This window comes from Solirubrobacter soli DSM 22325, from assembly GCF_000423665.1.
GTDB classification, from domain to species: Bacteria; Actinomycetota; Thermoleophilia; order Solirubrobacterales; family Solirubrobacteraceae; genus Solirubrobacter; species Solirubrobacter soli.
The window spans coordinates 148,572-170,750 of record NZ_AUIK01000020.1 but is presented as its reverse complement, the minus strand read 5'-3'; the positions used below and the strand labels follow the sequence as shown (position 1 = coordinate 170,750).

The window sequence follows — 22,179 nt, the reverse complement described above, 5'->3', positions numbered from 1 at the left end:
CGGCGCATGGCGGTGCAGATCCGGCACAGAACGGTCCCGGCCAATGGCATCGACTTCCACGTCGCCGTCAGCGGCCGCGCGAACGACCCCGGTGTCCTCTGCCTGCACGGCTTCCCCGAGGGCTGGATGAGCTTCCGCGAGGTCATGCGCGAGCTGCCCGGCCGGCGGGTGTGCGTCCCGGATCTGCGCGGGTACGGTGAGACGGAGCGCCCGCGCAGCGGATACGACGTCTGGACGCTCACCGACGACGTGGCCGCGCTCATCCGGGAGCTCGGATTGAAGCGCCCCGTGCTCGTCGGGCACGACTGGGGCGGCGCGCTGGCGTGGATCTTCGCGCACCGCTACAGCGAGCTCGTCAGCCACGTCGTCATCGTCAATTGCACCCACCCGCGCACGCTCGTGCGGGCGGTGTTCCAGGTGGATCATCTCCAGCCGTTCCGCATCCCGTGGGTTCCGTTCTTCGAGATCCCGTGGGTCCCCGAGACGCTGATCGCCACACCGGTCGGGCGGCTGCTGCTCCGGCTCTCGTTCACGCTGCGAGAGGGGAAGCCCGGGACGATGGACCGAGGCGTCGTCGACGAGCTCGTGGCGCGCTTCCGCAGCGCCGATGACACACGCCCGCCGATCACCTACTACCGGGACATGGTCCGGACGCTCGCGCTCCCATGGAGCCACGCGCGGCTGTACTCGCTCTACGACCGCCCGATCCAGGTTCCGGTCACGGTCGTCTGGGGCGAGAAGGACGAGGCGCTGCCCGAGGCGGTCGCGCGCAAGAGCGAGCGCGACGCGGGACGGCCTCTCGACTGGCGCCGGCTGCCCGGCGTCGGGCACTTCGTCAGCCTCGAGCGGCCGGACCTCCTGGCCGCCGAGATCGCGCGCGTCGTTCCCGCCCGCGCGGCCCGGCCGCGCCCGGCCGTCGGCGTCTAGCGTCGGCGCTCCGCCAGCGGCGGGCTCGGCGTGCCGTTCTGGCTGCGTGGACGCTCGGGCGACCACACGCGGTCGATCGGCTCCGACCCCGGGAAGCGCTCGTCGCCCGTCGGCTCGATGTGCGGCTGGGCGTTCATCTCCTGCCGCACGCGCGCCAGGGTCTCGTAGATCGCCTTCCGTGCCCGGTTCTGGTTGCCGAGCGGGCGATGCTCCGGCAGCGCGTGCCACGGGTTGAAGCTGAGGTTGCCGGCGAACGCCAGCTGCTCAGGTGAGTCGAACCGCTGGATCGGCAGGCGCAGCTCCGCGACGGGCACCGGCTCGGAGAGCCGCTCCGACCAGCGCACGGACGCGTTCTCCACCGGCATGCGATCCGCGTCCGTCTGGAGCTGGACGTAGAGGTCGAAGACGACCTCGCGGCTGTCGAGCGTCTCGGCCATCGTCTCGCGCAGGTAGTTGTCGGACGGGAACAGCGGCACGCGGGTGGTCCGTTTCGAGCGCGGGCGCAGCGAATACTGCATCGCCTGTCCCTCACCGAGCAGGTACGGCACGCAGCTCCAGTACGGAACCTCCAGCGGGCTGGTCTGGGTCCGGGCGTACAAGCCCTGCATCACGAGGTCGAGCAGATGCGAGTCGCGCGGGTCGAGGAAGTAGAACAGCGGCGTCCCGTCGAGCACATGCTCCTGGAGCCGGACGTTCGCGTGCACGTTCGGCGTCGTGAACGTCGGCGAGCTTATACCGAGGAAATCCTGAGTGTAGAGCTCGTCGCCGAGCTTGGGTCCCGCAACCCCCATCACCTTGATCGCGAAGCTGAGGATGCCGTTGTCGTCGACGTCGGCCGGCGCGAGCGGACCCGGCCCCGCGAACCGCACCCACGCGAGGAAGGAGCGCGGGTGGGCGAAGAGGCCTCGCCGAAGCCGCTCCGGGATGTCGTCGAAGACTCGGAACTCGCCCCGCACCACGCCGTAGGTCTTCGTGTTCCCGGCGCGCTCCGCGTGCCCGGGCGCCCACGTCCGGTGCAGGAAGGCGGCCATCGTGTCGATCACCTTCTGCGTGTCCGCCACTTCGTCGGGCTGCTCGCGCTCCTCCGCGATCCCCAGGGACTCGTCGTGCTCGCGCTGCGCGTTCAGCACAATCTGAGCAAGTGAGAACAGGGGCTCGCGAAAGACCCGATCGACCGGGCCGCGGTAGAGCCCGTCGACCCGCCGCTCCAGCCCCAGCGCCGTCACCGCGACCGAGTTCAGCAGCTTGATGGCGTTCACTCCCCAACGCTAGCCCATAGGCCGAGCCTCTACCAATCCTCAGGAATCCGTGATGGACGACGTTTCGTGCGTTGCGCGCCGTGGTCAACGCCGCCGCCGAGTACCGCGGCGTCAGGTGCAGATCAGCTTGTGGTCGAGCGCGTAGCGGACGAGCTCCGCGCGCGTCGTCCGGCAGATCTTCTGCTGGATGTGCGCGCGGTGGGTCTCCACCGTGCGCGTGGAGAGGAACAGCTGCTCCCCGATCTCACTGTTCGTGTAGCCGAGAGCGATCAGTTTGAGCACCTGCAGCTCGCGCGCGGACAGGTCGTCCGGCGGGCCGAGGGGCGTGTCGGGCGTGGCGGCCATGCGCGCGCCCAGGCGCGGGTTGAGGTACGTGTCGCCGGCGGCGGCGAGCCGGATCGCCTCGAGCAGCTCTTCGTCGGCAGCCTCCTTGAGCACGAAGCCGCGAGCGCCGGTCTGGAGCGCGCGCCGCGCGAAGGCGGGGTCGTCCTGCATCGTCAGGATGACGATCGCGGTCTCCGGGACGTGCTCGCGCAGGCGCGGGATCGCGTCCAGGCTCGAGCCCCCGGGCATGTTCAAGTCCAGGATCAGCACCGTCGGCCGATGGGCACGCGTCAAGCGCTCGGCGTCCGGAACGGTGCCGGCCTCCGCGACGACCTGGAGCCCGTCCTCGTTCTCGATCAGGAGCCGGAGTCCCTGCCGGACGACGGTGTGGTCGTCGGCGATGACGATCGTCACGTGCGCGGGGTCGACCCGCTCGGCCGCGGGGTTCTCGGTGGCGTGACTGGACATGTCACAACCCTACGCCGCAGCGGGTCGCACACGATCCGGAGCAGGCCGCCGACCCGATCCGTACTTTCCCACGCGCTCAAACGGTCCGCTCTCGGGTCGAAGCTCGAACAGGAGCTGACCGGGCCAGGCGGTGACCTCGAGCGGGATTCCGGAAGCCTGCAGCAGGTGCGCCATGCGGTGGTTCGTGGGATGCACCACGGCCGTGAACGTGTGGATGCCCGCAGCCGGGGCGAGGCCGGCGAGGTGCGCGAGCAGGATCGTTCCCACGCCCAGCCCCTGCCACTCCGTGGCGACCTCGAACGCGATCTCCGCCGTGCCCGGGCCGGTCTCGACGAACCCGGCGTGGCCGACGATCCGCTCCGGCGTGCCGGCCGTGGCGACGACCCCGAACCCGCGGGTCGCCGCCGCGCGGGCCCTCAGGTCCAGGTTCACGTCGGTCGTGTAGAACCGCAGCCAGAGCGACTGGCTTGACAGCGAGGCCAGCAAGGCCCGCAACTGTGCGACGTCGGTCGCCGCCACGGGCCGGACACGGACGGTCGAACCGTCGCGCAGGGCCACGCCGGACGCTGCATGCGTGGCCGTGGGCATGTCACGCCGCCGTCGCGGTGGTGTCGCCGAAGAGGACGTCGAGTGGCGCCTCGATGCCCCGCGGCACGACGATCACCGGGCAGTGCGCGTCGCGGAGCACACGCCCGCTGACGCCGCCGGCGAGGACCGCGTGCAGTGGGCCGTAGCCGCGCGAGCCCATGACCAGGAGGTCCAGCTCGTTGCTCCGTGCGACGAGGAGGTCGGCGGTGTCACCCGTCGCCCTGAACCCGGTGGCGGCGACGTCGTCGGGCACCGTGTCGACGGCCTGATGCACCTGCTCCTCGACGTAGCGCTCGAGGTCGACCCGCAGCGACGCAGGGCCCGGAGAGCCGATGTACGGCGGCATGACGATGGACTCTGTCGAGAGGATGCCGATCACGACGAGCTCCGCGCGAAGAGCGCGCGCGAGTGCGGTGGCCGCGCTCAGCGCGGCGCGTCCCTCGTCGGTGTCGACGTACGCCACGCCGATCCGGCGGATCGGGTCGTCGGGGTGGTTGCGGTAGTCCTTGGGGACGACCGCGACCGAGCACGGTGAGCCGTGGAGAAGCCGCTCGGCCGTGCTGCCGGGCACGACGCGCCCGGCCCGGCCGGTGTGCGACGAGCCCACGACCACGAGGGCCGCCTGCTCGGCGTGCGCCAGCTGATGCAGCGCCTTGGCCGGCGAGATTTCGGCTCGGACGGCGATCTGGGTGTCATCGTCGGCGACGCGGTCGAGCAGGTCGCGCATGCGACGGACGGTTGCGAGCGCGTCGTCGCGCAGCGCGTCCCGGTAGGCGGAGTTCGCCCCGCGAGAAGGGATGTCGGAGTAGGGGTAGGCGTTGGCGACGATGACGTGGGCAGCGGCCACGTCGGCCAGGCGGCGCGCGAAGGCGACCGCGTCCTCGGAGCGCTCTGACTCGTCGACGCCGATCAGGATGGTGCTCATGCTCGGCTCCTTGCGATAGTGATGAGCCTGACGCTATGACGCTCCGCCGCGGCTGCTATCCGCGTCTAACCACCGACCGGGTCCGTGACTTCCCGCAGTCACGCCCCATGATGCGCCGTGCGAGGACCGAGTGCACGACCCGTCCAAGTTTGCGCCTAGTTATGGCGGGTGATCCGGCCCACCTCGTTGTCCGTCTGGAACGTGCGCATGAACCCGGTGTTGCAGTCGACGTACGAGATGCGGACGTAGAGCTCGTCCTCGCCGTCGTCGTCATCCTCGTTGAGTCTGTACTCGGGCACGCCGTGGACGCTGAGATGCGCCTCGAGCCCGGACCAGTCGGCCCGCGGCCAGCCCGGATCGAGTTGCAGATTCGTGATGAAGTCGTCCTCGGAGTCGATGCCGTTGCCGCCGTCGTTGCCCCACAGCGAGGCCCGGAAGTCGACCCAGCAATTGGCCCCTCCGGCCATGACCTCGCGGGCGTACTGCTCGGGCATGTTCAGGTGCAGCACAGCGTCGTCGTCCCACGAGAAGAGGCTCTTCGTCGTCATGAGATGACAGGCGTAGAAGAACCGACCGTCGTAGTTGCACGCCTGGGTGTCGGAGCCGAGTCGCTGGTTCGCCGAGGCTTGTGGAGCGAGCACGACCAGCGCGACGGCAACGACTCCGAGCGTTACGGCGAGGGCCCGACGTGTGAGTTTGTGCATGGGCCGCGAGTCAACGTGGTCACGCACGAGCGCACAATCAGGGCCCGTCCCCGACCTTTTGCGCCGGCGCCCTGAGCGGAGTCTCGGGACTTCGCGGCGAAGCGCGCCCAGGCTGGCCGAAAGTGCGATCGCGATCGCACGTGCTCGAGTACGTCGGCGGATCATGCGGGTACGCGTGTTCCTCCAAGACAGCACACTTCGCTGTGTGTCCGAAAGAGAGACGACGATCCGAGCGTTCGCGCCGGCGGATCTCGACGCGGTGGTCGCGCTGTCGCTCCGAGCGTGGGCGCCGAACTATCTGTCGATGGAGTCGCTGCTCGGCGATGAGCTCGCTCGTCGACTCCACGGAGACGATTGGCGGGTGTACCAGGCGCAGTCGGTCGTCGACACGGTCTCCGATCGCTCCAAGCACGCCTGGGTCGCCGAGCGCGGCGCCGAGATCCGCGGCTTCGTCGTGGCCGCGATCGTGGACCCCGCTCGCGGTTTGGGCGAGATCACGATGCTCGCCGTCGACCCCGCCGAGCAAGCGCACGGCATCGGCCGAGCGCTCACCGAGCATGCGACGGAATGGCTGCGTGCGGCCGGTATGCGGGTCGCGATGATCGGAACGGGTGGCGATGCCGGCCACGCCGCCGCGCGTCGCCTCTACGAGCGCGTCGGGTACTCGCTGATGCCGATGGCGCGGTATTTCAAGGCGCTCTGACCGGCGAGTCGCCAGGATTTCGAACCGCGCCCCGGGGGGGTGGCAAGGGAAACTTGACTCAGAGGAAGGTTTTCCTGCCCACCCCTTCGACCAGCTCCAAAAAGTTCGGGGTAGCTCCCCGATTGCGGGGACCCAGGCGCTCGCGGAGAGTCGGTCCATGTACCGCCTCGCGCTCGCTCTGCTCGCCCTCTTCGCCGCGACCCCGGCCGCCGCGTCGGCCGCGCCGTTCGGCGAGCTGGCGCCGCTCACGGTCACGGATCCCGCACGGTGCCTGCGAGCGACCGGCGCGCCCGGCGAAGTGGTGCGCTGGGCTCCGGGAGGCGCGGACTTCTTGCAGGCGACCGCGTCCGGCTTCAGCGCGCCGGTGCACGTCGCGCTGGGCGACGGATACGGCCACTGCCCGCTGGCGATGGCGCAGCCGAGCGGCGTCGCGATCGTCGTCGAGAAGACGTACGACGGCATCGCCTTCGCGGTCCGCGATGCCACGGGCGCTTGGGGACCCACGCAGACGCTCGCCGAGGCCGACGGCCACTCCGTCGACGACCCCGCCGCGGCCATCTCGGCCCGCGGCGACGCGGTGGTCGCCTGGACCGACACCACACTGCTGGACTCGGGCAGCGCCGCGCGCCTGTTGGTCGCGCGCCGTCCGGCGGGCGAGGCGTTCGCCAAGCCGATCGAGTTGCAGCCGCTGAAGAGGTACAGCCTGGCGGCGCCGCACGTCGCCCTCGGCGTGCAGGACGATGGCACCGTCACCGCGCTCTGGAACGCCGACGGCGACAAGAGCTTCCTGCGTGAGCGGCTCTTCAGCGCCGTGGCCGCGCCGGGAGCGCCGTTCGGTCCGGCGCAGCGCCTGTCCGAGCAGCTCATCTTCCACGAGTTCTCCGTCACCGTCGCCCCGGACGGCCGCGCACTCGCGGTCGTCCACGAGGGGGACGAGTCACCCGTGCTGGAGCGCGCGCCCGGCGGGGCCTTCACCAAAGTGGCCGCCCTCGGCTTCACCGAGACCCTGCTCGGTGGCTCCCCGACGGTGGCGCTGCGGCCGGACGGAGCCGCGATCATCGCGTGGGAGGATCTGTCAGACGTCCAGGCGTGGGCGATCCGCCGCGACGGTCCGGGGCCGTTCGACCAGCCGGAGCGCGTCGGCGCGAGGCCGTTGCACCCGTATGCGCAAGAGCTCGCGGACTTCGACGGCGGCGCTCCGGCTGAGGACGGCGGGCGCGGTCCGCGGGCCGCGTTCGCCGCCGACGGCCGACCGGTGTTCACGTGGGCGCCCGCCCAGACGCTGGCGGGGCTGACCTGGACCGCGGCCACGATCGCGACGTTCCCAGGCGGCGTCCAGGCGCTGAGCGGCCCGCTGCGCGACGCGGACTCCGTCACGCCCGTGATCCTCGCGGACGGCCGGCCCGCGATCGCCTGGTCGGATGTCTCGACCGGAGGGGACTACCGCCTGCACCTCGCGATCGAGGGCGCTCCCCCGGCGCCGGAGCCCCCGGCGCCGGCAGTCGAGATCGGCCGCGTCGTGCAGATCCCGCACGGCCTCGCGATTCCGTTCCATTGCTCGGCCGCGTGTGACGTGCGCGCCACGGTCCCGGACGGCATCAGCGGCCGGCGCTCGCTGCGGGCCGCCGGCTCGGGCCGCCTGAAGATCGTGCCCGACTTCGACCCGATCATGCTCCGGCGCCCGGACTCCGTGCCGGTCGAGGTGCTCGCCGGTGCACCCGGCGCGCGCACCGTCCCTCGCAGGTCCGTCACCGCCAAGCTGCGCGTCCCGCGACTCCCGCGCTTCCTCGGCCTCACAGCGGTCCGCCGCGGGAAGAAGATCGCGGTGAGCTGGCACACCGACCGCCCGCTGCGGAACGCCACCATCATCGCCATCTCGTCCGACCACAAGGCGCTCGAGGATCCGTTCCTCGGGAGCGCCGTCGAAGGCAAAGGCCGCACGCGCTTTCACATGAGCGTGAGCTCGATCTTCGGGAAGCGCTACGTGCAGCTCTTCCTGCTCTACACCCCCGCCGCCACCGAGCGGCGGATCGCGGTCGTGCCCGTGACGCGGCAGTAGTCCGCGGATCAGCGATCGAGCTTGCCGGACAGCTCGACGCGGGAACGGACGCCGAGCTTCTTGTAGATCCGCGACAGGTTGGCTTCGACCGTCTTGCGGCTGACGAAGGCCGCCGCCGCGATCTCGGGATTCGAGCGCCCCTCAGCGGCCAACGCGGCGATTCGCGCCTCGGTCACCGTGAGCTCGGAAGGCCCGAGTCGCTGGCCGAGCCGCCCGAGCTCGGCGCGGGCGCGGGCCGCCCAGAGCGGCGCCGGCAGCGCGTCGAGGACGGCGATCGCGCGCTCCAGCGCCACACGGCTGGAGCGTCGCTGCTTGGCACGCCGCTCCAGCGCCCCCGACACCGTGAGGCTGCGGGCGAGCTCGAGCGGCTGACCCGCGTTCTCGTGCTCCGTGACCGCTCGCAACGCGCACTCCCGCGCCCTGCCGAGGTCGCCTTCGGCGGCCAACACCAGCGCGCGGCTGCGGGCGGCGATCGCGTGCGCCCACGGGCGGTCGGTCCGTCGCGCGACCGTCTCGAGATGGGTCGTGAGGCGTGTGGCACGACCCTGGTCCCCGACGGCGACGAGCCCTTCGATCTCGTTGTGGACGATCTCCGGGTGCAGGCCGAGCTCCACCACGCCCTGCTCCAGGAGCTCGTCGGTCGCCGGAGCGAGCCATTCGACGGCCGCCGCGGGTGCGTCGAGCGACAACTCGAGCAGCCCGAGCGCGCCACGGTGGGCGATGGCGTGGATCCGGTCGCCCATGTCATCGGCGACGGCCAGGCCGCGCCGGGCCATCGCTCGCGCCTCGTCGACGTGCCCGAGCATCGCCGCGAGCAGGGCCGCGTTGGCCGCGCCCGCGTTCTGCTCCTGCTCGGTGCCGGCCTGGAGACCGAGGTCGCGCGCCTCGACGGTCAATGCCTGCGCCCGCTCCCAGTGCCCGCTGCGGCGCTCGAGATCGGCCAGGTAGGAGAGGACCATCGCCCGCGCGTCCTCGTGCCCGGCGGCGAGCGCCTGCTCGCCCAGATCCGTGAAGACGGCGCGTGCCTCGTCGAACTGGTCGGTGACGAGAAGGGCCAGGCCGAGACGGAACGACGGCGCCTGCTGGCCGAGGAACTCCGGCAGCCGTCGCTCGAGTTCCGCGGCCCGGCGCAGCTCAGGCCCGACGCCGGCGCCGCGCACGAAGCGCGTCAGCCCGAGCGACGCGAGCGCCAGCGCCTCGAGTCCTTCATCACCCACCCGCTGAGCGCCTTCGACCGCGGCAACGCCGTGCGCTTCACTGGCATCAAGACGTCCGCGGATGCGCTCGGCGGTGCCGAGCCGCTGGCGGGTCACGGCGATCAACCGCGCGTCGCCGCCGGCCTCCGCGATGGCCTGCTCGCCGACGCGCACGGACGCGGCGAAGTCCACGACGGAGGTGTGCAGCCAGCACTGCAACGACAGGGCCTCGGCGCGTGCCGGACCGGGCTCGAGCCGGTCGATCAGCTCGCTCAGCAGCTCGTGCGCCCGCCGTGGATCACCGGCCGCCGCGTAGTGCTCGGCGGCGGCGACGGTGCGCTGAGCGGCGAGCGAGTCCGCGGTGCGCGGTGTCAGCCGTGCCGCGTGCTCGGCGAGCCGCGCCGCGGTCTCCTCCGCGCCCTGGCGGGCGGCCCGCCGGGCGGCGGAATCGAGTTCGCCGGCGACCGTCGCGTCGGGCACCCAGGTGGCCAGCGCGAGGTGCAGGGCGCGTGCCTCCCCCGTGGCTTCCACGCCTGCCAGCTCGCCGTGCAAGGTCGCCCGGCGCTCCGGGCCCGTCATGCTCTCGACGGCCGCCGCGAGCAGCGGGTGGGTGAAGGCGACGCGGTCGCCGCTGAGCTCGAGTACGCCGGCCTCGACCGCCGCGTCCAGGGCGCCGGGTGCCGCCACACGGGCGACCGCGCCGACCTGACGGTCGTACAGCAGGGCGACCCGCTGGAGCAGGTCGAGCACGGGCTCCGGCAGCTCCGCGAGGCGCTCGTCGACGACACTCGGCAGCGGGAGCGGCTGCTCGGCGTCGAGCCCGGACGGCGTCGCCCGGCGCCCCAGGGCCAGCGCGTAGAACGGGTTGCCGCCCGAGCGCTCGTGCAGCTGCCGGAGCGCCGGGAGCGACAGCGTGAGCGCCTGCCGCGTCGCCAGCAACTCGTGCAGCGCGGCCGGGTCCATCGGCGCGAGCGTCATGCGCACGATGATGTTCTCGGGCAGCGCCCCCGACAGGCCGAGCGGCAGCTCCTCATCCCCCGACGATCGCCGCGCGAGCAGGAGGACGACCTGACCGGCGAAGAAGCCGCGGCGCGCGGCGAACTCCAGCACCGTCCGCGTGGGCGAGTCCAGCCACTGCACGTCGTCGATGGCGATCACGACGGGACTCTGCGCGGACACGTGCCGCAGAACGCCGAGCAGCCCGCTCGCGATCGCACGGACATCCGGCGCCGCACCGGTCGCCTCCTCGCGCAGCAGCGCCACCTCCAGCGCGTGCCGCTGCGGCGCGGGGAGCGTCGGCAGCGCGTCGTCGAGCATCCGTCCCGCGAGCAGATCGGCGAGCCCCGTGAACGCGAGCCTCGTCTCCGTCGGCGCGGGGCGGCAGCGCAGGATGCGGCAGCCGCCCGCGCCGGCCTCGCGCAACGCCTCCTCGAACAGCGTCGTCTTCCCGATCCCGGCTTCGCCCTCGATGACGAGCGCCGCCGGTCCGTCGCGGGCAGCCAGGAACGCCCGCAGGGCCGCGCGCTCGGCCTCGCGGCGGATGACGCCCTGCGCCGCGGCTGTTCGCTGCATCCGGGAGACGCGCGCGACCGTACCGGGAGCCACGTGAGCCGACGATGTGCGCCCGCTACGCCGCCACCGGCCGGCGGGTGCGGACCAGCGCCTCCAGGAGGCGCGCCGCCGTCGCGGGGGCGTCGTAGGCGGCCATCTCGGCCGAGATCGCCGCCGCCCGGCCTCGGAAGGACGGCTCGGCGAGGACGTGCGTGACGGCATCGCGCACCCGCTCGGGCGCCGGGCTCTGCGTCTTGATGCGCACACCCGCGCCCGACCACGCGACCCGCGCGGCGGTCTCGGGCTTGTCCTCGGTCGCACCCGCCACGACGATCGGGACGCCATGCGCCAGCGCCTGCTGGAGCCCGCCGTAGCCGCCGTTGGTCACGAGCACCGACACGTGGGGCAGGAGCTCGGCGTAAGGGACGAACGGCTCGAGCCGGGCGTTGGGCGGCAGCGTGCCGCCGAGCGCGCCCAGCGCGGCCTGCACCGGCGCGCCCGTGGTCGCGATCACGAGCACGGGCTCGTCGGCCAGCGCGCGCAGCGTGGGGGCGATCAGCAGCCGTGGGTCGTTGGCCACGGTCCCCTGCGTGACGAGCACGACCCGCCGTCCCGACTCGAGCTCGGGCCACCATTCCGGCGGCACGAAGGCCTCGGCGGGCGGCGGGAGCAGCGGCCCGATGAAGTGCACGTGCGGTGGCAGGTCACCGCGGGGGTACTCGAACGACGGCACGGTGCCCTGCAGGTAGAGGAACGGTGACATCAGCGTGTCGAGGAAGCTCTGCCCGAGCGGTGCCAGCCCGACCTCGCCGCGCGCCTGCTCGTAGCGCGCGGTCACGGGACCGAACACCACGCGCCGGTGGATCGCGTTGAGCGTGAGGTTGCGCGCCCGCCCGAGCGGGCCGCGCAGCGGGAACAGCCCGGGCCCGAACGGCGCCGTGTCGCGGCTGTAGGTGCCGAGCATCGTCTCGCCGAGCGTCGCCCACGGCGGGCCGCCGAGCTCGTGCAGCCAGCGGGTCGCGACGAACAGCGCCTCCGACACGGCGACGTCGGCGGGGAAGTCCTCAATGATCGCCTGGAGGTCGCGCAGCATCCCCACGCCGTTGTCGATGAAGACGCGCTGCATCGCCTGGCGCACCATCGTCAGCCCGGTCAGCCCGGTCAGCTCCGGGAAGGCGTCGTCGATGCCGAGGCCGCCGAAGTCATACGCCGACCGGATCGGCCGGTGCGTGGCGCCGGCCGCCTCGATCGCGTCGCGGTACGTCTCGCCCGTGTACCAGTGCACGTCGTGCCCGCGGTCGACGAGCGCACGCACGATCGGAAGGCCGGGCGTGACGTGTCCGGCCGCGGGCATGGTGGCGAACAGGAAGCGCGCCACGATCAGCTCGCGCGGCGGCCGGATGCGACGAGCGCCACGCCGGGGAAGACGAGGCCTTCGCCGGTGCGGTACGGCGTGACGGCGTCTCGCAGGCGGCCGCGCAGCTCGCGCGCGGCTTCCTCCGGAAGGGCCGCGAGAAGGCCCGCGAGCGGCCCCGCCAGCGCCGTCGTGCGCTCCAACCATGCGACGAACGACGCCGCCCGCATCGGCACCGGCACCTCGGCGACGGTGACGTCCTCAAGCCCGCTGCCCGCGAGGATCGAGCGCAGCCGGCCGGCGTCGGAGAGCGCGAACGGACCCGGCATGCCCGGCGGTGGCACCGGGTGGCCGAGCTGGGCGGTCACGGCGTCGAACATGATGCCGAGCCAGGGGTTGCGCTCGCGCGGGCCCCACACGGCGATCGCGAGGCGCCCACCGGGCCGCAGCACCCGCTTGATCTCGTCCGCGGCGCCCGCGGGGTCGAACGCGAACATCAGGCCGTCGCGGCACAGCACGACGTCGTAGGCGGCGTCGGGCTCGGCGATCTGCTCGAGGTCGAGCACGCGGGTGGTCACGTTGGTGAGGCCGCGTTCGGCGGCGCGGTCGCCCGCGATGGCGGCCATCTCGGCGCTGACGTCGGAGAGCACCACCTCGCCGGCGAGCGCGGCCGCCGCCAACCCGGCGCCGCCGGGCCCGCACGCGAGCTCGAGCACGCGGTCACCCGGGGACGGGTCGGCGAGGCTGAGCATCCTCGACGTCACCTCCGCTCCGCGGGCGTCGGCGTAGTCGGCGTGCTCGGCCCAGGCGGGGGCGACGGCCGACCAGATGGCGTGCAGGGTCGTGGTCATGTCGTTCCTTTGTGTCGTCATGAGATGGGGGACGCGCCGCTGAGCACGTGGCTCGAGACGTGGCGGGAGCGCAGGCCGAACGTCGCCCAGCGCACGTCCGCGACGGCGGGGAAGAGGTGGCACTCGCTGTCCAGGCGATCGCTCTCCTCCTGCCACACGACCCAGGCACGGCCGGTGGCATCGATGGCGACGGAGCCGTAGAACTCGCCGTACCGGCGGCGGCCGCGGACGGCGATCGTACGGCCCGGCGTCTGGAGGGCGAGGACGTTGTGGACGTGGGTCAGCACCCACGGGTCGCCGGAGCGCGGGTCCAAGGCCAGGCCCTCGACGTCGCGCGAGGGCAGCGCGGTCCGGCGCGACCGCGTCCCGTCGGTGGACACGGTCTGGACGTAGGCGCGATGTCCCTCGCTCCACCCGATGACGGCGTCGCCCTCGGCGTCGACGACGGGGTCGGTGGCCGAGTCGGCGGCGCCGGTGACGCGCGTGACGGTGACGCCGTCGGCGCTGAGACGCAGGAGCGAGAGGTGGCCGGTCTTCAGCCACGCGCCGCCGTGGCCGTCCGGCACGACCCTCGGCAGCACGGGCTCGGTCGTCGGGCGAGCGAGCGCGGCGGTGCTGGTCAGCGTCGGAGTGCCCGCCTGCGGCCACCGGATCGCGACGCCGCCGCCGTCACCGCGGGCCGCGCCGAACACGGTTCCCTGTCCGTCGACCGCCAGCAGCGGCGCGAACGGGTGCGGCGCGACCGGGATCGCCGGACCGGCGGTGCCGTCCGGGGCGACGCGTTCCAGGACGCCGCCGTAGAGCAGCGTGATCGTCCCGTCGGGACCCTCGGCGGCGGCGACGCCGTCGTAGCCCGGGAACGCGACGCCCGGCACCAGCACGCGCTCGACGCCGCGGTCGACCGCGATGATCGCTCCGCCCGTCTCGTCCCCGCGCCACTCGACGATCTCGGGGTCGCCGTCGGGTCGCGTGACGAGCGTGGGCGAGAACGGCCGGCCGTCACGATCGCCGGTGTCGCTGGTTCCCGCGGCGTGCCCGCTGCGCGTGAGCGTCCAGAGATCGACCTCGCCGTCGTCGAGCGCGCCCTCGTCGGCGAACGAGTCGGCGAGCAGCAGCCCTCGAGCCGTGACGGGCGCGCGGGTGCTGCCCGCGGTGCCCTCGAACTCGCAGTCGTCGGCGCGAGCGACCCCCGCGCCGACGAGCAGGAGCACGGCCGTCGTCGCGATCAGCCGGAGCATGCCGTGAAGTGGTTGGTGAGCGTCCTGGAGCGCTTCGGACCGTGATGGACCTTCAGGAACACCCGCGCGGTGAGCACGTGGCGGCTCCCGGGGGCCACGGTGACGTGGAAGCGAGCGCTGAACGGGGCGTTGGTCCTGCGGCGGATCAGCCTGCCGTCGAGGCGGAAGAGGACCTTGCGCACCTTCACCACGACGTGGCCCTTGCGCTTGCTCGAACGCACCCTGAGACGCATGACGATGTCACCGGAGCGAACGCAGCCGCGCGGCGTCTGCAGGGTCACGATGTCACTGCCGACGCGGAAGGACGTGCTCGCGAACGGGCCGCGGTCTGGGTCGAAGACGACGCCGGGAGGCGCGGGATACCTGGTCGGCGGCGGGGCCTTCACCGGGCCGGGCGGGACGAACGGGGCGATGGGCGCGAGGTCGGCGAGCTCCAGGCCGGTCTCGTCGACGAACGCGACCGCGCCGCTGCCGTCGTCGGCGACGGCAGCGGACGCGTTGCGGTCGTCGAGGTAGTTCTCGCCCACCGTGGCGACGTCGGACTCGGTGAAACTCGCTCCGTGATCGGTGGAGGAGAACAGGCGCATGACCCGTTCGCCGTCACCGGCGCGGGTGCCCGGCCACAGGATCGCGAGCCGCCCGCTCGGCGACTGGGTCGCCGCGCCCGCGTCGAAGAGCCCGGCATCGGGATCGTTCGCCAGGAGCTTCGGCGGTCCGAAGCTGGAGCCGTCGTCCCGGCGGATGTCGAGCAACGTCGGTTCGCTCCCGCCGGCCGCCGTGTCGACGTCGACGGCGAACAGGCCCGCGGCGCCACCGCTGAGCACCGGCTCGTCACCGGCGGTGGAGACGGTGATCGGGCCCGCCCAGTTGTCGCGATCGGCGATCGATCCGGTGCCGCTGTAGCGGTAGGCGCCGACCACGCTGTCGGCACCGGTCGGGCTGTCGCCGAAGTGGAAGTACGCGTCGACCGGACGGCCGGCGGCGTCGAGGGCCAGGCTCGAGGTCTTCACGTCGTGCCCGGGATTCGCGAACGTGAACGAGCCACGGGCGGCGCCGAACGCGCCGACGCCGAGGTCCGCGTCGGCGGCACCGATCAGCGTGCTCGCACCGGCGCCGATCACGTCCTCCGGCGGTGCCAGTGCGGGCGCGACGCCGCGGATGCGGGCGGGCGGGCCGAACGCGCCGCCGTTCGTCGAGGTCCAGGTGATCGCGTCCCCGCGCGACTGGCGCGGGCCGACGAGCGTGACGGTTCCATCCGGTCCGGCGACGGGGAAGAGCCCGTCGACGGCGTCGTCCTCACCGTCGCCTTCCGGCGCGTGCAGGATCTGCGGGGCGCCGCAGCCGAGCCCGGGCGCGACCACGCACACCTTCGGGATCGGGGCGAGCTCGCCCGACCCGGACTCGCTCGTCCAGGCGACGAGCACACTGCCCGGCGCGCTGCCGGGCGGGTTGAGCAGGACGTGCCCGGGCGTCTCCGGGTGCTCGTCGAGCGTGAAGCGGTTGGCGGCATGGGCGCTGGGGACGGCGGCGAGCAGGCTCGTCGCCGCCAGCGCTCCCACCGCGCTGCGGAGGAGGTTCATCGGCGTTCCTTGGTCAGAGGGAGAAGGAGCGGTGCGAGACGGCACCGTCGAGCTCGCGGGTGACCCGCAGCTCGTGGCCGGCGGTGTCGATGCCGTCGATCGTCAGCCGGCCGGAGTGCGTGTCGCCCAGAGGCAGGTAGAGCAGACGCTTGACCGGCTGTCCGGGGCGGGCGAGGAGCAGTTGGAAGGCGCCGTTGCCGGCACCGTCACGGCCGGCGACGAAGGCGGTCGCGTTGCCGGCGCCCGGGGCGACGGCGAGCGGGAACCAGCCCGCCTTGCGCCAGACGGCGCGCGGGCTCCCGCCCGCGAGCGCGCGGGTCTGGACCGCGGAGCCGTGCGCGTACGCGAGCCGGCCGCGGAACAGGCCCGGGAGCGAATCGCTGCTCGTCGTGCCCGTGACGTGCACGAGCCGCCCGGGACGGCTGATCGCGGTCTCGTAGAGGCCGCCGCGGCCGGCCACGAGCGCCGTCAGGCGCCCAGTGGCATCGAGCCCGAGCGCGGGTGACGCGGCGGCCGCCGGCAGCTGCCGGGTCAGGACACGTGGTGTGGCGCCGGGGGCGCGGACGAACGCCAGGTCCCCTTTATGCAGCTGCAGCTCGGCGTTCCCATAGCGGGCGGTTGCGGTGTGCGCCGGCGCGGCGGCCGCGAGCACGGCCGCCAGGAGGAGCATCGGCTTGCTCATCGCGCCGCGGCCTTCAAGCAGTCGATGACACCGTCGCCGCCGTGCGTCTTGCGCAAGCACGGCCGGGCGCGCTCGCCGATGGCCACCGCGACGTGGTGCCTGGCCAGGCACAGCGTCATCTTGGCGGGGTCGCCATTGGCCTGATCGGCGCAGCGGTCGGCGACGGTACCGCCGCCGTGCGGCGGCGAGGACGCTGCGCCCCCGCCGCCGCAGGCGGCCATCCCCAGGCACGCGGCCAGGATCAGCGCGCGCCTCATCGCGGCGCCGTCGTCTCGCGAGCGGCGAACGCGATCAGCCGGGTCGCGAAGCGCACCGGGTCGGCGAGCTGCGGGAAGTGGTGCCCGATCGGCCAGCAGTCGATCTCGGCGTGCGGCAGGCGCTCCTGCAGCCACTCGAGCTCCACGGTCCGGCGCGTGGCCGCGTAGATCGCGAGGTACGGGATTCCGTCCTCGCAGATCCGCGCGAGCATCGCCTCGGCGAGGGCATCCAGCTCGGCCGGCTCCTCGTCGAGCAGCTGCCTCCAATAGCTCAGCACCAGCTCCTGGGAGACGTGCTCGCCCGCCGCCAGCAGCGCGCGCAGCCGCGGTGCGACCAGCTCGACGTGCATGCTGTCGCGGAACACCGACCAGGCACGCCCGAATCCCGTGCCGCGCAGCTGGGGCTCGAGCGCCTGCATGAACCGCGCCGCCGCGGCGACCTCCATCGGCGCGTCGACGTTGACCACGCCGGCGACGGGATGTCGCGTGGCATACAAGCTCGCCACGGCCGCGCCGAGGGAATGCCCGACGACCACGGGCGGCTCCAGCTCGGCCTCGAGCACGGTGTCATGCACCGCCTCGACGACCGGCTCGAGGTCGTGACACGGAAGCGAGGGCGAGGCGCCATGGCCGGGCAGGTCGATGGCCAGCGCGCGCCGCCGCGGCGGCAGAGCGCTGATCACCGGCGCCCACATCTGGTGGTCGAACGTCAGGCCGTGCAGGAAGACGAGCGGCGGTCCGGGCACGCCGACGTGCCCGCGCGCGTACGCCGCGAGTGAGGGAGACATAGAGATCCTTGCCAGTCCGGGGGAGGAGGAGGCGAGTGTCCAGGACCGGGCTCCCCACATCAATTGGGGAGCTCCCTCTCCGTCACCGAGCGGGTCGCCTAGCCTTCTCGCGGAGCATGACCGACAGGACCTACACGACGCCGCAGGGCCGGGGGACGCGCGAGCGGATCATCGAGGTCGCGATCCGCGTCTTCGCGAGCCAGGGCTTCCGCGGCGTGCCGCTGGACGTGATCGCCGCCGAGGCGGGCGTGTCGCGGCAGGGCATCCTCTACCACTTCGAGAGCAAGGCGGAGCTGCTGCTCGCGGTGCTCGAGCAACACGAGCAGGACAACGCGGAGCGCTTCGCCGAGCTGCTGGAGGTCCACGACCACGCACTGGTGCCGACGATGCGTGCGTACATGCGCGCGGCCGTCGAGAACCGTGGGCTGATCCGCATGCTGCTCGTGCTCGCGGCCGAGGCGATGGACTCCGACCATCCCGGGCATGCCTTCTTCGTCGAGCGCTATCGCAAGACGCGCGCGGACGTGGAGGGGTGGGTGGCGCAGGGCCAGGAGGCCGGGCGGCTGAGCACCGCGATGAGTGCGAAGAAGTTCGCCGCGGTGGTGGTCGCGCTCGCGGACGGCCTCCAGCTCCAGGAGTACCTGGACGAGGGGTCGGTGGACCTCGAGGAGACGATCATCGAGCTGCTCGAGCTGATGCAGACCGCGCCGCCGGGCGCGTGAAGCGCCCGGCGGCATCGTCCTAGGGCGTGGTCGTGCTGAGCGTGAACGTGAGCGTCTTGGAGTACGTGCCGGTGCGCAGGGCGTCGGTGGCGCCGACGGCCTGCTTGAACGTCACCGGGACCACCTCGTTGGACGTCGGGGCGCTCCACGTCTTGATGACGCCGAGTCCCTGCAGCGGCCGGGCGAGGACGAACGCGCCGTTGACCAGGTTGCCGGGGTTGGCGCCGGTGTCGGCGACGGTCAGCGTCGCGTCGCCCGCGGTCGAGAGCACGGTCGCCTGCGTCGTGGCCGTGTACTCGCGCGCGACACCCGGGGTGAACGCGCCGAACGACGCCGGAGCGCCGAGCGTCAGTGACAGCGTCGCGCCCACGGAGCCACCGACGGACCCGGGGACGTCGCTCGCGAACGTGATCGCCGGCGCGGCCTTCGTGGCCCAGCTCGTCCCGCCCTCCGCGTTGGTCGCGTTGACGCGGCACCAGACGACCTTGCCGAAGTCGGCGGCCGTCGGTGTGTACGTCGTCCCGGACCCGACCTTGACCGTGCCCAGCTCGGCGTCGGTCGGCGCGTCGTTCGTCGGCGCGTTGGAGCGCAGCCAGTCGATGGCGTAGCTCTGGTCGGCGGCGACGTTCGTCCAGGTGCCGGGCGCGCAGCTCAGCGCGCGGCCGGTGAAGCCGTCGCCCGTGACGGTCGGAGCGGCGGTGTTCCTCGGCGCGGCGGCGAGCTCCTTCACGCGCACGTCGCGGTACTCGATGACATCGCCGTCGGAGTGCGCCTGCACGCCGATGTAGCCGTTCGCGAACTGGCGCGCCATCGTCGGCGGGTCGCCCAGACCACGGTCCGGGAAGCGCATCGGCACCGCTCCGTCCCACTGGTTGATCGTCTTGCCGTCGACGAGCACCGTGTACTGCTGGCCGACGGTGCGGATCTCCATCGTGTGCCAGACGCCGAGGTTGCCGTAGCGCTCGATCGCGTTCGAGCGCGTCGCGTCCAGGTCGGCGAAGCCGTACAGCGAGCCGGTCTTGCGCGGATCGGGCGCGCCGACGTCCGGCGAGTCGTTGATCTGCACCTCCTCACCGCAGACCACCGGCACCCAGGCGGGCAGCCAGCTCGCCGGCAGCAGCGACGGCTGCACGCGCTGGCAGCCGGGTTCGCTGGAGTACTGCTTGGCCGGCGGGAACGGCCCGCCGGCGCCCTTCCAGTCGTACGACCAGGACGCGGGCGTCTCAGCCGCGGGCGTCATCGGGTTCGGGAAGCGCACGAGCACGCCGCCGTTCGAGTAACCCGGCGTGCTGCGGGCATCACGGAAGTCGACCTTCAGCGACATGTCGCCGAACCGCTTGACGGTGTACCAGCGCATGCCGAAGCCGCCCGACGAGCGCATCACGCCGTCGGCCTGGCGATCGATGCTGCCGCCGCCGACCATCGCCCACTTGTCGAACGACGCGTCGGAACCGGTCGCCGTCCCGTCGTAGATCGTCGTGTAACCGGGCTCGGCGGCGTGCACGACGGCGGGCGCCGCGAGGGCGAGTGCGGCGCCGAGCACCGCAGCGGAACGCAGGACCTGCTTCACAGAGCGTCTCCTCACAATCCAACTTACTTGTGAGTCAGACACTACTTACGTTTCAGTCAGACAGTCAAGGGCGCTCGCTTCGCAGCGCGTCGAGCTCGTCCTGGAAGTCCTCGCCGCGTTCGGTCGCGGTGGCGCTCATCGCGCCCGGGGCGCAGATCGCCTGGACCTCGACCTGCTCGGTCAAGGACCTGGTGTTCAGGAATCCGGCTCCCACACTGTTGCCGTAGGTCTTGACGAAGGCGGCGTTGGTGATGCCGGCGTAGAAGCCGGAGCCGATGACGACCTTGCCGGCCGGACAGAACGCCTGCGCGCCGACGACGGCTCCGGGCGCGGCGGACGACCTGGCCACCACGGTCGACACGCCCACGGCGCTGCTCGAACCCGCGGGACCGGCCGGACCCTGGACGCCCTGGGGCCCCTGCGGGCCGGGGATGCCCTGCGGACCGGAGTCGCCCTTCAGCGCGGCGCGCACGCTCGGCTTGATCTGGTTGGGCTTGGTGATCAGATAGCCGCCCTTGGCGACCGCCGTGCCGCCCAGACCGAGCAAGAGGGTGCCTGTTAGTGCGAGCGAGAGAAGCTTCTTGTTGTGTGTCATCGCCGAGGGGAATCGGCGGTCGGGGCACGGCTTTGATCTCAATCCCACGTCAGTGGGATCTCGTCGCCCCCGGTTTCGGTCCGATGTCCGTCTCATGTCGTTGCAATCGTTCACCCGAGCCGTCCCAGTCCTGGCCGTCGCGTTGGCAGGCATCGCGACCGTCGCTGCTCCTCGCGCATCAGCGGAAGGAGACCGGCCATGCGGCACGGTGGCGACCGCTCGGGGCACGTTCAAGGTCACGACCTTCGGAGCGGGAGGGCCGGCGTGCGGGGAGGCGCGGCGTGTCGCGAAGGCCACCTTCGGCAAGACCGTGCGGCGCCGCTACAGCGGGTACCGCTGCTCGAGCGCGCCGACCAGCTCGATCGCGTGGAGCTGCCACAAGCGCGGCGCCCGCAATGTCACCTTGTGGCGGGTCTCGAAGCCCGAGCCGACGCGTTCGATCAGCCTCGACGTCCAGCCCACCGCCGCCGACCCGGGGGACACGCTGGAGGTCGACGTCTCCATGCGCGGGCAGTCCGACCGCGACGCGGTGGTCCTCTACACGACCGAGGACGACTGCTACCAGACCTACGGCGAGGCCCGCAACCGCGGCGATGTCGCCGTCGATGACTGGGCCAGGAACTTCGTCGGCTCCGATCTGCTCGGCGTCTACCACACCTCGATCGGTCTCAGCGGGTGGAACGACCAGCCGGGCTACCGGCTGCAGGTCTGCGCCCTGATGTACGACGGCGACCGCAACCGGACCTTCGTGACGGCTTCGACCTCGGTCGACGTCGCGGCGGGCCGGTACTACGAGGCCGACTAGATGACTGACATCCATACACAGACCGCACAGAAGTTCTGCACGGGTTGCGGCGCACCGGCCACCGGGAAGTTCTGCGCCAACTGCGGCACGGCATCGGGCGTTCACTCCGCGATCTCTGCACTCGAGGCGATCCCGGTCGCCGACGAGCATCCCGAACCTCGACACCGGGCGGAGCCGGCCGAGGATGCCACCCGCCCTGCCGGCAAGCGCGGCTGGGCCCTGCCGGCGGCGATCGCCGGCGGTATCGCGGTCGTGTCCGGCGCGGCCGTGGTGTTCGTCCTCGCGTCGTCCGGCTCGAAGGCGCCCGCGAAGGCCGGCCCGGACGAGAACGTTCGCTACCAGCAGAAGGTCGCCGACGCCTTCGGGCCCGTTCTGGGCGCGAACGAGAAGCTCTCGAAGGCGCTCGTGGAGCTGAGGGTCCATCACGCGCGCTCCGCCACACGCGCCGTGTCCCAGGCCAAGGTGGCGACCACCGCCGCGCAGGGCGCGCTGACCGCGCTCACCGCGCCGCCGGCCTCCACGAAGCTCGCCGGAGATGCCCGTCAGGTCATCGACCGCGAGACCGCGTACCTCAACCAGGTCGCGTTGGTGCTCAAGTCGCCGTCGGTGGCCGGCGCCAGCTCGCTGCAGGCGCTGTCGTCGAACCTCAACAGCGCGTTCCACACGGCGGGCCCGGTGGTCGCCGGGCAGACGGTCACGGTCAGCGGCGCAGACAGCCTCGCCCGCTGGGCCCACCGCTCGATCCGCAAGCCCCCGAAGCACGCGTCTGTCCCCACGCCGGCTCCGACTCGGGTGGCATCGCCTTCGGCTCCTCCCGGCCGCAGCTGCGGCGATGGTCTGTTCGCCAACAGCGTGACCACTTGTGGCTTCGCCCAGAACGTCCGCGACGCGTACTACGACGCCCCGGGCCGGACGAACACGCTGCGCGTGTACAGCCCTTCCACCGGCCAGACGTACACCATGAACTGCGCTCCGTCGGGCGACGGAACGACCTGCTCGGGCGGCAACGACGCGTCGGTGACGTTCTAGCCCG

Annotated in this window: 21 protein-coding genes; 6 read left to right on the top strand and 15 right to left on the bottom strand. The window is 72.5% G+C overall.

Translation table 11 applies throughout. The features are described 5' to 3' along the window. Nucleotides 1-6: 6 nt before the first annotated feature. The gene (locus G569_RS0114655) at nucleotides 7-927 is read left to right on the top strand and encodes an alpha/beta fold hydrolase (protein WP_028063957.1); all 921 of its coding nucleotides are present in this window, start codon (nucleotides 7-9) and stop codon (nucleotides 925-927) included. On the opposite strand, the gene G569_RS48480 is transcribed toward G569_RS0114655, so the two are convergent. The 5 genes from G569_RS48480 to G569_RS0114630 all read right to left on the bottom strand — a co-directional run bounded on the left by G569_RS48480 (nucleotide 924) and on the right by G569_RS0114630 (nucleotide 5,195). Next, entirely contained in the window at nucleotides 924-2,186 is a 1,263-nt protein-coding gene (locus G569_RS48480) for a catalase family protein (RefSeq protein ID WP_064750358.1), read from the bottom strand. The genes G569_RS0114655 and G569_RS48480 overlap by 4 nt on opposite strands. Nucleotides 2,187-2,297: 111 nt before the next feature. Continuing rightward, nucleotides 2,298-2,978, bottom strand: coding sequence for a response regulator transcription factor (locus tag G569_RS0114645; protein ID WP_053226375.1), 681 nt, complete (start codon nucleotides 2,976-2,978; stop codon nucleotides 2,298-2,300). Between the two features lie 9 nt (nucleotides 2,979-2,987). Next, complete coding sequence (locus G569_RS57990) at nucleotides 2,988-3,566, bottom strand: GNAT family N-acetyltransferase (RefSeq protein ID WP_084284961.1); 579 nt, start codon at nucleotides 3,564-3,566, stop codon at nucleotides 2,988-2,990. 1 nt (nucleotide 3,567) lies between these two features. Continuing rightward, nucleotides 3,568-4,491, bottom strand: coding sequence for a universal stress protein (locus tag G569_RS48470; protein WP_053226373.1), 924 nt, complete (start codon nucleotides 4,489-4,491; stop codon nucleotides 3,568-3,570). A 155-nt stretch (nucleotides 4,492-4,646) separates the two neighbouring features. Next, nucleotides 4,647-5,195: a hypothetical protein gene (locus G569_RS0114630; protein ID WP_028063955.1), complete on the bottom strand. Its 549-nt coding sequence runs from the start codon at nucleotides 5,193-5,195 to the stop codon at nucleotides 4,647-4,649. 205 nt (nucleotides 5,196-5,400) lie between these two features. On the opposite strand from G569_RS0114630, the gene G569_RS0114625 reads away from it, so the two are divergent. Together G569_RS0114625 and G569_RS0114620 are read left to right on the top strand one after the other, a co-directional pair. Next, nucleotides 5,401-5,898 (top strand): GNAT family N-acetyltransferase, encoded by a 498-nt coding sequence (locus G569_RS0114625; protein ID WP_053226372.1) that lies wholly within the window; start codon nucleotides 5,401-5,403, stop codon nucleotides 5,896-5,898. A gap of 157 nt (nucleotides 5,899-6,055) precedes the next feature. Continuing rightward, nucleotides 6,056-7,957 carry a hypothetical protein gene (locus G569_RS0114620; RefSeq protein ID WP_028063953.1) on the top strand — a complete coding sequence of 634 codons (1,902 nt, stop codon included), beginning with the start codon at nucleotides 6,056-6,058 and terminating at the stop codon, nucleotides 7,955-7,957. A gap of 8 nt (nucleotides 7,958-7,965) precedes the next feature. On the opposite strand, the gene G569_RS0114615 is transcribed toward G569_RS0114620, so the two are convergent. Genes G569_RS0114615 through G569_RS57985 form a run of 8 tightly spaced genes read right to left on the bottom strand, consistent with a single transcriptional unit; the run spans nucleotide 7,966 to nucleotide 17,454 of the window. Continuing rightward, nucleotides 7,966-10,758: a helix-turn-helix transcriptional regulator gene (locus G569_RS0114615; protein ID WP_169542146.1), complete on the bottom strand. Its 2,793-nt coding sequence runs from the start codon at nucleotides 10,756-10,758 to the stop codon at nucleotides 7,966-7,968. A gap of 22 nt (nucleotides 10,759-10,780) precedes the next feature. Continuing rightward, nucleotides 10,781-12,082, bottom strand: coding sequence for a glycosyltransferase (locus G569_RS0114610; protein ID WP_028063951.1), 1,302 nt, complete (start codon nucleotides 12,080-12,082; stop codon nucleotides 10,781-10,783). A 2-nt stretch (nucleotides 12,083-12,084) separates the two neighbouring features. After that, nucleotides 12,085-12,909 (bottom strand): class I SAM-dependent methyltransferase, encoded by an 825-nt coding sequence (locus G569_RS0114605; RefSeq protein ID WP_037496628.1) that lies wholly within the window; start codon nucleotides 12,907-12,909, stop codon nucleotides 12,085-12,087. Nucleotides 12,910-12,926: 17 nt separating this feature from the next. After that, nucleotides 12,927-14,147 carry a hypothetical protein gene (locus G569_RS0114600; protein WP_028063949.1) on the bottom strand — a complete coding sequence of 407 codons (1,221 nt, stop codon included), beginning with the start codon at nucleotides 14,145-14,147 and terminating at the stop codon, nucleotides 12,927-12,929. Continuing rightward, nucleotides 14,135-15,727, bottom strand: a complete 1,593-nt coding sequence (locus tag G569_RS0114595) for a sialidase family protein (protein ID WP_028063948.1) — start codon at nucleotides 15,725-15,727, stop codon at nucleotides 14,135-14,137. Before G569_RS0114595 ends, G569_RS0114600 begins: the two co-directional genes overlap by 13 nt. A 13-nt stretch (nucleotides 15,728-15,740) precedes the next feature. Beyond that, nucleotides 15,741-16,397 carry a hypothetical protein gene (locus G569_RS0114590; RefSeq protein ID WP_157592043.1) on the bottom strand — a complete coding sequence of 219 codons (657 nt, stop codon included), beginning with the start codon at nucleotides 16,395-16,397 and terminating at the stop codon, nucleotides 15,741-15,743. An 8-nt stretch (nucleotides 16,398-16,405) separates the two neighbouring features. Continuing rightward, the gene (locus tag G569_RS0114585; protein ID WP_028063946.1) at nucleotides 16,406-16,666 is read right to left on the bottom strand and encodes a hypothetical protein; all 261 of its coding nucleotides are present in this window, start codon (nucleotides 16,664-16,666) and stop codon (nucleotides 16,406-16,408) included. After that, nucleotides 16,663-17,454 (bottom strand): alpha/beta fold hydrolase, encoded by a 792-nt coding sequence (locus tag G569_RS57985; protein ID WP_053226371.1) that lies wholly within the window; start codon nucleotides 17,452-17,454, stop codon nucleotides 16,663-16,665. The genes G569_RS0114585 and G569_RS57985 overlap by 4 nt, the downstream gene beginning before the upstream one ends. A 116-nt stretch (nucleotides 17,455-17,570) precedes the next feature. On the opposite strand from G569_RS57985, the gene G569_RS48460 reads away from it, so the two are divergent. Next, entirely contained in the window at nucleotides 17,571-18,176 is a 606-nt protein-coding gene (locus G569_RS48460) for a TetR/AcrR family transcriptional regulator (RefSeq protein WP_053226370.1), read from the top strand. 19 nt (nucleotides 18,177-18,195) lie between these two features. On the opposite strand, the gene G569_RS57980 is transcribed toward G569_RS48460, so the two are convergent. Then, nucleotides 18,196-19,746 (bottom strand): 3-keto-disaccharide hydrolase, encoded by a 1,551-nt coding sequence (locus tag G569_RS57980; RefSeq protein WP_053226369.1) that lies wholly within the window; start codon nucleotides 19,744-19,746, stop codon nucleotides 18,196-18,198. 64 nt (nucleotides 19,747-19,810) lie between these two features. Beyond that, nucleotides 19,811-20,293: a hypothetical protein gene (locus G569_RS57975; RefSeq protein ID WP_157592042.1), complete on the bottom strand. Its 483-nt coding sequence runs from the start codon at nucleotides 20,291-20,293 to the stop codon at nucleotides 19,811-19,813. Nucleotides 20,294-20,549: 256 nt separating this feature from the next. Here G569_RS57975 and G569_RS0114560 point away from each other — a divergent pair, with 256 nt between their 5' ends. Next, nucleotides 20,550-21,146: a hypothetical protein gene (locus G569_RS0114560; protein WP_028063945.1), complete on the top strand. Its 597-nt coding sequence runs from the start codon at nucleotides 20,550-20,552 to the stop codon at nucleotides 21,144-21,146. Then, on the top strand, nucleotides 21,147-22,175 hold the full coding sequence (locus tag G569_RS57970) for a hypothetical protein (RefSeq protein ID WP_028063944.1): 1,029 nt from the start codon (nucleotides 21,147-21,149) through the stop codon (nucleotides 22,173-22,175). Nucleotides 22,176-22,179 lie beyond the last annotated feature (4 nt).